General features: G+C 73.7%; 6 protein-coding genes. 5 read left to right on the top strand and 1 reads right to left on the bottom strand.

What is annotated here, in order from left to right; all coding sequences use genetic code 11:
• Window positions 1–86: 86 nt before the first annotated feature.
• The 3 genes from AB0L59_RS37900 to AB0L59_RS37890 are packed head-to-tail and all read left to right on the top strand — an operon-like array spanning window position 87 to window position 2,121.
• Window positions 87–842: an SDR family oxidoreductase gene (locus AB0L59_RS37900; RefSeq protein WP_365591487.1), complete on the top strand. Its 756-nt coding sequence runs from the start codon at window positions 87–89 to the stop codon at window positions 840–842.
• Window positions 839–1,810 (top strand): aldo/keto reductase, encoded by a 972-nt coding sequence (locus AB0L59_RS37895; protein ID WP_365591486.1) that lies wholly within the window; start codon window positions 839–841, stop codon window positions 1,808–1,810. Before AB0L59_RS37900 ends, AB0L59_RS37895 begins: the two co-directional genes overlap by 4 nt.
• Window positions 1,807–2,121 carry an L-rhamnose mutarotase gene (locus tag AB0L59_RS37890; RefSeq protein ID WP_365591485.1) on the top strand — a complete coding sequence of 105 codons (315 nt, stop codon included), beginning with the start codon at window positions 1,807–1,809 and terminating at the stop codon, window positions 2,119–2,121. Before AB0L59_RS37895 ends, AB0L59_RS37890 begins: the two co-directional genes overlap by 4 nt.
• Window positions 2,122–2,221: 100 nt before the next feature.
• Here the strand turns inward: AB0L59_RS37890 and AB0L59_RS37885 are convergent, their stop codons facing one another.
• Window positions 2,222–3,643 (bottom strand): lipase maturation factor family protein, encoded by a 1,422-nt coding sequence (locus AB0L59_RS37885; protein ID WP_365591483.1) that lies wholly within the window; start codon window positions 3,641–3,643, stop codon window positions 2,222–2,224.
• Between the two features lie 131 nt (window positions 3,644–3,774).
• On the opposite strand from AB0L59_RS37885, the gene AB0L59_RS37880 reads away from it, so the two are divergent.
• Both AB0L59_RS37880 and AB0L59_RS37875 read left to right on the top strand, forming a co-directional pair.
• Window positions 3,775–4,971: a DUF6777 domain-containing protein gene (locus AB0L59_RS37880; protein ID WP_365591482.1), complete on the top strand. Its 1,197-nt coding sequence runs from the start codon at window positions 3,775–3,777 to the stop codon at window positions 4,969–4,971.
• Window positions 4,972–5,052: 81 nt separating this feature from the next.
• Window positions 5,053–7,137 (top strand): SpoIIE family protein phosphatase, encoded by a 2,085-nt coding sequence (locus AB0L59_RS37875; RefSeq protein ID WP_365591481.1) that lies wholly within the window; start codon window positions 5,053–5,055, stop codon window positions 7,135–7,137.
• Window positions 7,138–7,170 lie beyond the last annotated feature (33 nt).

Here is a 7,170-nt window from a genome sequence, read left to right as displayed (position 1 = left end):
GCAGCCAGCATGAAACCCATCCCTGCCCCGCTCGCGCGACCCCATCGTCGCGAACGACCGGGCCGTGCGAAAGAAGGTAGGGCCGCATGAGCGACTTCGAGGGACTGAGGGCCCTGGTCACCGGCGGTGCGTCCGGCATCGGCCGGGTCACCGCCGACCTCCTCGCCGCCCGCGGAGCCCGGGTCGCCGTCCTCGACCGGGACCCGGCGGACGTCGACAAGCCGCTCCTCGCCTACCGCGCCGACGTCACCGACGACGCCTCGGTGCGCACGGCCGTCGAGCGGGCGGCCGAGGACCTCGGCGGCCTGGACGTCCTGGTCAACAACGCCGGGATCGGCGCCCAGGGCACGGTCGAGGACAACGACGACGCCGAGTGGCGCCGCGTCTTCGACGTCAACGTCCTCGGCATGGTCCGCGCCGCCCGCGCCGCCCTCCCGCACCTGCGCCGCTCGGACCGCGCGGCGATCGTCAACACCTGCTCCATCGCGGCCACCGCCGGACTGCCCCAGCGTGCCCTGTACAGCGCCACCAAGGGGGCCGTGTACTCCCTGACCCTCGCCATGGCCGCCGACCACGTCCGCGAGGGCATCCGCGTCAATTGCGTCAACCCCGGTACGGTCGACACCCCGTGGGTCGGCCGGCTGCTGGACGCGGCCCCCGATCCGGCCGCCGAACGCGCCGCCCTGCAGGCCCGCCAGCCCGCCGGCCGACTGGTCTCCGCCGCCGAAGTAGCCGGTGCGATTGCCTACTTGGCCAGCCCGCTGTCCGGCGCCGTCACCGGCACCGCGCTCGCCGTCGACGGCGGCATGCAGGGCCTGAGGCTGCGGCCGGTGGGCCAGTGAGGAGGCTCGGCCGCAGCGGCGTCGAGGTCACCCCGCTCGGCTTCGGCGCCGCGGCGCTCGGCAACCTCTACACCCCGCTCGACGACGAGCAGGCGTACGAGGCGGTGCACGCCGCCTGGCAGCGGGGCATCCGGTACTTCGACACGGCCCCGCACTACGGTCTCGGCCTGTCCGAACGCCGGCTCGGCGCGGTCCTGCGGCAGTACGACCGCGCCGACTACACGGTCTCCACGAAGGTCGGCAGGCGACTCGACCCCGCCGAGGGCACGGGCGACGACCTGGCGAACGGGTTCGCCGTGCCCGCGACCCACCGCCGTGTGTGGGACTTCAGCGCCGACGGCGTCCGCCGCACCCTGGAGGCCGGCCTGGACCGGCTCGGCCTGGACCGCGTCGACGTCGTCTATCTGCACGACCCCGAGGACCACGCCGAACAGGCCTTCCGCGAGGGCTACCCGGCCCTGGAGAAGCTGCGCGCCGAAGGCGTCGTCGGCGCGATCGGCGCGGGCATGAACCAGACGGGGATGCTCACCCGGTTCGTCCGCGACACCGACGTGGACGTCGTCCTGTGCGCGGGCCGCTACACCCTGCTCGACCAGAGCGCCGGGTCCGAACTGCTCCCCGCGGCCGCCGAGCGCGGGGTCTCGGTCGTCCTCGGCGGCGTCTTCAACTCGGGCCTGCTCGCCGACCCGACCCCCGAGTCGACGTACAACTACACCCGCGCGCCGCACCAGTTGCTGGGCCGCGCCCTGGGCATGAAGGCGGTCGCCGAGCGGCACTGCACCACCCTGCGCGCCGCCGCCCTCGCCTTCGGCTCCGCCCACCCGGCCGTGGCCTGCGTCCTGCCCGGGCCCCGCTCCGCGGCCGAGGTCCACGACTGCGCCGACCAGTTCGCCTCCCCGGTCCCGCCGGAGTTCTGGCAGGAGCTGCGCGAGTCCGGCCTGCTGTCCCGCGAGGAGGGCCCGTCATGAGAGTCGCCCTGCACACCAGGGTCCGCGTCGACCGGATCACCGCGTACGAGGCGGCCCACCGCGAGGTCCCGAAGGAACTCACCGACGCCATCCACGCCGCCGGTGCCACCTCCTGGACCATCTGGCGCAGCGGAACGGACCTGTTCCACCTGCTGGAGTGCGAGGACTACGGCCGCCTGCTCGCCGAACTGGAGAGGCTGCCGGTCAACGTGGCCTGGCAGGCCCGCATGGCCGAGCTGCTCGACGTCGCCCACGACTACTCCCGGGCCGGCGCGGACGCGGGGCTGCCCGTCGTCTGGGAGCTGCCGTGACCGTCGACGCCCACCACCACGTCCGGGACCTGTCCGTCCGCGACCAGGACTGATCAACTGCCCGTGCGGGCCGCAGCCGCGCGGCGGAGGGCCCGGCCGCTCAGGACCGCCCGGCCACCGCCGCCAGCCGCGTCGGTGGCAGGTACTCGCGTACGTACGTCCGCTCCCAGCACGCCCCCGACTCTCTGAGCTCCCGCCAGGTGGTGTAGCGGTAGCGGAACAGGCGGGCCCGGACATAGCGGGGCGGGGTGTCCGGAGGGAAGGGCGAGCGGCGCAGCAGGCGCAGGGTGTCGCGGTCGTTCTGCAGCAGACGTTCCACCAGGCCGCCGAACCAGTCGCCGGCATAGCCCGGGGACAGCGCCGCGAACCACATCAGCCAGTCCAGGCGCAGATGGTAGGGGGCGAACTGGCGCGGCCAGTGCCGGGCGTCCCCGGGCTTGCCCCGGAACTCGTACTCCCGCCAGTCCGAGTCCTCACGCGGTACTTCGTCCAGCGTGCCCTCGACCACCACCTCGTAGCGGATCCGGCTGACGCTGCCGAACGCGCCGTAGGTGTTCACCAGGTGCAGGGGGTCGAAGGAGCGGTTCATGACCTGGCGGCGGGAGATCATGTTCAGCACCGGACGGTAGCTCAGGAAGAGCAGCAGTGCGGCGACCGCGAGCACCAGGACCTCGTACCACAGCGGCGCGGCCGGCACGGACGGCGCGGCCGCGGGGATCCGCAGCGCGGACAGGGCCAGCACGATGGTGATCCAGTTCAGCCAGGAGAAGTTACCGGACAGCACCAGCCACAGCTGGGTGACGATCATCAGGGCGGCGGCACCCGAGGCGATCGGCTGCGGCGTGAACAGCAGTACGGGGACGACCAGTTGGGTGACGTGGTTGGCGGCCACCTCCACCCGGTGCAGCGGCTTCGGCAGATGGTGGAAGAACCAGCTCAGCGGGCCCGGCATCGGCTGCGTCTCGTGGTGGTAGTCGAGACAGGTCAGCTTCCGCCAGCACGCGTCGCCCCGCATCTTGATCAGCCCGGCGCCGAACTCGACCCGGAACAGGATCCAGCGCAGCAGGAACAGCACGACGATCGGCGGCGCCACGTCGTCGTTGCCGAGGAACGCGGCCAGGAAGCCCGTCTCCAGCAGCAGCGACTCCCAGCCGAACGCGTACCACGTCTGGCCCACGTTGACGATGGACAGATACAGCGCCCACGGCACCAGCCACAACAGGATCCCGGCCCACAGCGGCAGCAGGGAGTCCGCGCCGGCCAGCAGCGCCGCGGACACCGCGCACCCGGCCCAGGCGCAGCCCGCGAAGAAGCGGTCGGAGTAGTGCAGATGGAACAGGCTCGGGGCCCGCTTGAAGGGGATCCGCGCCACGAAGCGGGGGATCGGCAGCATGCCGCGCTCGCCCAGGAGCGCCCGGAACTGCAGGGCCGCCGTGAGGAAGGCGACCAGGTACACGGCGGCCAGAGCCCGCTGGAAGACCAGCCGGGTGAGCCAGTAGTCGGGAGCGGTGAACCAGTTCACGGCTGTGCGCGCCCTTCGTCGCGGCCGAGGCGCCGGTGGCCTCTTCATGATGACCTGCTCCCGAGTTGCCAGCCAAACGGGCGCGATGCACACAATGGGGAGAAGTCACCTATAGTGATGCGGAGTGTACGGTGCGGATACCCACCGGATCCATAGCCTGGGCCTGTGCCCTCTCGCTGGCGCTCCTCGTCGCCGGCTGCGCCCGCCCCGGCGACAGGGAAGCGCAGATGAGGGAGGAGGTCTACCTGCTGCCCGCCGCGGCCCAGGGGCCCGACCCCTTCACCGGTTCCACGGTCAGCGGGACCGCCGCGGCGACGACGCCCGGCGGCGTGAGCGCCGGCCCCGGCGCGCCCTCTGGCAGCGGCACAGCCGACACCTCCGCGACCGGGCCGCCCGTCGCCGAGTCCTCCCGGCCGGCGCTGTCCGCCGCGCTGGTCGCCGTACCCCTCCGTGCGATGCGCGTTTTGTCCGGCGCGACCCCCGGCCTGTACGGCGGCACCGCGGGCGTCGCCGGCTGTGACGTCGAGCGGCAGATCAGGTATCTGACGGCCGACCGGGCCCGCGGCGAGGCCTTCGGCCGTGTGGTCGGCGTCCCGGTGAGCGGCCTGCCCGGCTATCTGCACGGCCTGACACCGGTCGTGCTGCGCGCCGACACCCGGGTCACCACCCACGGCTTCCACGGCGGCCGGGCAGCCGGTTACCAGGCCGTGCTCCAGGCCGGCACCGCGGTGCTGGTCGACAACCGGGGCGCGCCCCGGATGCGGTGCGCCTGCGGCAACCCGCTGGCGGTGCCGGCGCCGTCCCGTGGCGGCTTCGGCACCGGTGGCAGCGCCTGGGCCGGCTATCGGCCGGGCCAGGTGATCGTGGTGACCCCGGCACCCCGGACCGTCACCAGCATCACGATCGTCAACGCCGAGACACGCACCTGGATCGAACGCCGGATCGGTCACGACGTACGCCACGACCAGATCGTGGCGGCGCCCGCCGGGGCCACCGCCACGCCCGACGACATCCCTGCCCCGGAGGACGCCGCCTCCCCGGGCACCTCGCCGCCGTACCTCACCCTGCCCAGCCCGCAGCCGAGCGAGCCCGCGTCCTCCCCCGGTACGACCGGCAGCCCGCTCACGGCCGCCACCCCGGCGGCGTCGGACCCGGCCGCCGGGCGGAGCGCCTCGGCTCCCGGTACGCCCGGCCGGCAGCCGCCGCCGTCCCTCGGGCTCCTCCCGGACCTGCCCGACGGCGTCCCGGACGCGCCCGACTTACTCGGCCCGCCCGACACCCCCGGCGGCGGCAGCCTCGAGGCCGCCGCGGACCCCCCCGACGGCTGAGCCCCTCACGCACCGGCCGCCGGACGGAAAGCGCACCGGTCGCAGGTCGAATAATCGGGTAAATCCTGGCAAGGTGGGCGCATGGCAGTTCGGGGAGCGAGTGCCGTGTCACTCCCGGAGGACTGGCCCGCCCACCCGGACCCGATCCTGGCGCTCAACCGTATGGGCACCTTCGACTGGGACCTGGACACGGGCCTGGTCCACATGGACGCCCAGGCCTACGAGGTCTTCGACCTGCTCCCCGAGGAGTTCGACGGACGCGTCGGATCCCTGACCGTCCGGGTGCCGCAGCCCGAGGCGGCCCGGCTGGACGCGGCGGTGGCCCGGGCCATCAAGGACGGCAGCGAGAACTACGGCGCCTACTTCCGCATCCGCCGCCGTGACGGCACCCGGCGCTGGACCCACACCCAGGGCTACATCCGGCGGGACGGCACCGGCCGCCCGCGCCGGGTCGTCGGCATCGTCCGCGACGCCACCGAGGAACTCGCCGAGAGCGAGGTACGCAGCCTGCGGGCCGCCCAGGACGAGGCGTTCCGGCAGCAGACGAACGTCGTCCAGGCGGTCTCCGCCACCCTCGCCCACGCCCGCAGCGTCCAGGACGTCATCGGAGCCCTCAAGGACACCCACGGCATCCGCCATCTCGGCGCGGCGAGCCTGGTGATGGGGCTGTTGGAGGCCGGGCGCATCCGGCTGGTCGCCGAGGGACCCGCCGACGCCTCCGTGCCCGGCACCCAGGTCACCCGGATCGACGAGCCGTACCCCATGAGCGAGGCCGTCCGCACACTGCTGCCGCGGTTCATCGAGTCCCCGGAGGAGTTCGCCGAGGGCTACCCCATCCTCTGGCCGTACCTCACCGATCTGCACGTCACCTCGGCCGCCTATCTCCCGCTGATCGCCCAGGGCCGCCCGATCGGCGCGATGGGGCTGCTCTACAGCGACCGGCGCGGCTTCTCCAGCGAGGAGCGCGCCGTCCTGGTCGCGCTCGGCAGCACCGTCGCCCAGAGCCTGCAGCGGGCCATGCTCTACGAGCGGGAGAAGGACCTCGCCCAGAGCCTGCAGCAGGCCATGCTGCCCCGCACCATCCCCAGCGTCCGCGGTGCGGACATAGCCGTCCGCTACCGCGCCGCCACCGGCGGCGGTTCCCTCGACCGGGACATCGGCGGCGACTGGTACGACCTGATCCCGCTGCCCGGCGGCCGGGTCGGGGCGGTCATCGGCGACGTCCAGGGCCATGACACGCACGCGGCGGCGGTCATGGGCCAGCTGCGGATCGTGCTGCGCGCCTACGCCGCCGAGGGACACACCCCGGCCACCGTGATGGCCCGTGCCTCGGTCTTCCTGCACGAACTCGACACCGACCGCTTCGCCACCTGCCTGTACGCCGAGGCCGACCTGTCCACCGGAGTCGTGCAGGCGGTCCGCGCCGGGCACATCGACCCGCTGATCCGGCACAGCGACGGCACCTGCCGCCGGGTCCAGGTGGACGGTGGGCTGCCGCTCGGGCTCTCCGCGGAGTTCGGCCGCCTCGAGTACCCCGTCTCCACCCTGGAGCTCGACCCCGGCCACACCCTGCTGCTGTGCACCGACGGGCTCGTCGAGAAGCCCGGCGCCGACCTCGACGACGGCATGGGGCGCCTCTCCGCGCTCGTCGCGGACGGCCCCGAGGACGTGATGGCGCTCGCCGACCAGCTGATCCAGCTGGCCGAGGAGCGGGGTGGCGGCGACGACGTGGCGCTGCTCCTGCTGCGCCGGTGCGTCGCCGAGGCCCCGCCCGCCGGCGGCCGCCTCCAGCAGCACGTGGCATCCGGCGACCCGGAGGCCCTCGCCCGGGCCCGGCACCTGATTCGCGCCGCGGTCCGCTCCTGGGGCTACCGCGACCGCGCCGACGAGATCGCGCTGGTCGCCGACGAGCTGATCACCAACGCGCTCATGCACACCGACGGCTCCGCGATCGTGACCCTGCGCGCCCTCGACCACGGTGGCCACCGGCTGCTGCGGATCGAGGTCGAGGACTCCTCCAGCGCGCTGCCGCGCCGCCGCGAGGCGGGGGAGGACGGCGTGTCCGGACGGGGTCTGCTGCTCGTGGAGATGCTCAGCGAGGCGTGGGGCGTGGAGGCGAGGGGCTGCGGCAAGGCGGTGTGGTGCGAGTTCCGCCTGGACGGCTGACCGGCTCGTGCGGCGATGTCAGTACCGGATGGC

Origin of the sequence: Streptomyces sp. NPDC052109, from assembly GCF_040680195.1 — a bacterium.
Lineage (GTDB): Bacteria > Actinomycetota > Actinomycetes > Streptomycetales > Streptomycetaceae > Streptomyces.
The sequence above is the reverse complement of the archived record's forward strand: the minus strand, read 5'-3'. Positions and strand labels throughout refer to the sequence as shown.

Excerpts from the sequence above, each read along its gene's own strand:
- AB0L59_RS37900 (WP_365591487.1), top strand. The coding sequence starts at position 87 with ATGAGCGACTTCGAGGGACTGAGGGCCCTGGTCACCGGCGGTGCGTCC.
- AB0L59_RS37890 (WP_365591485.1), top strand. The coding sequence starts at position 1,807 with ATGAGAGTCGCCCTGCACACCAGGGTCCGCGTCGACCGGATCACCGCG.
- AB0L59_RS37875 (WP_365591481.1), top strand. The coding sequence starts at position 5,053 with ATGGCAGTTCGGGGAGCGAGTGCCGTGTCACTCCCGGAGGACTGGCCC.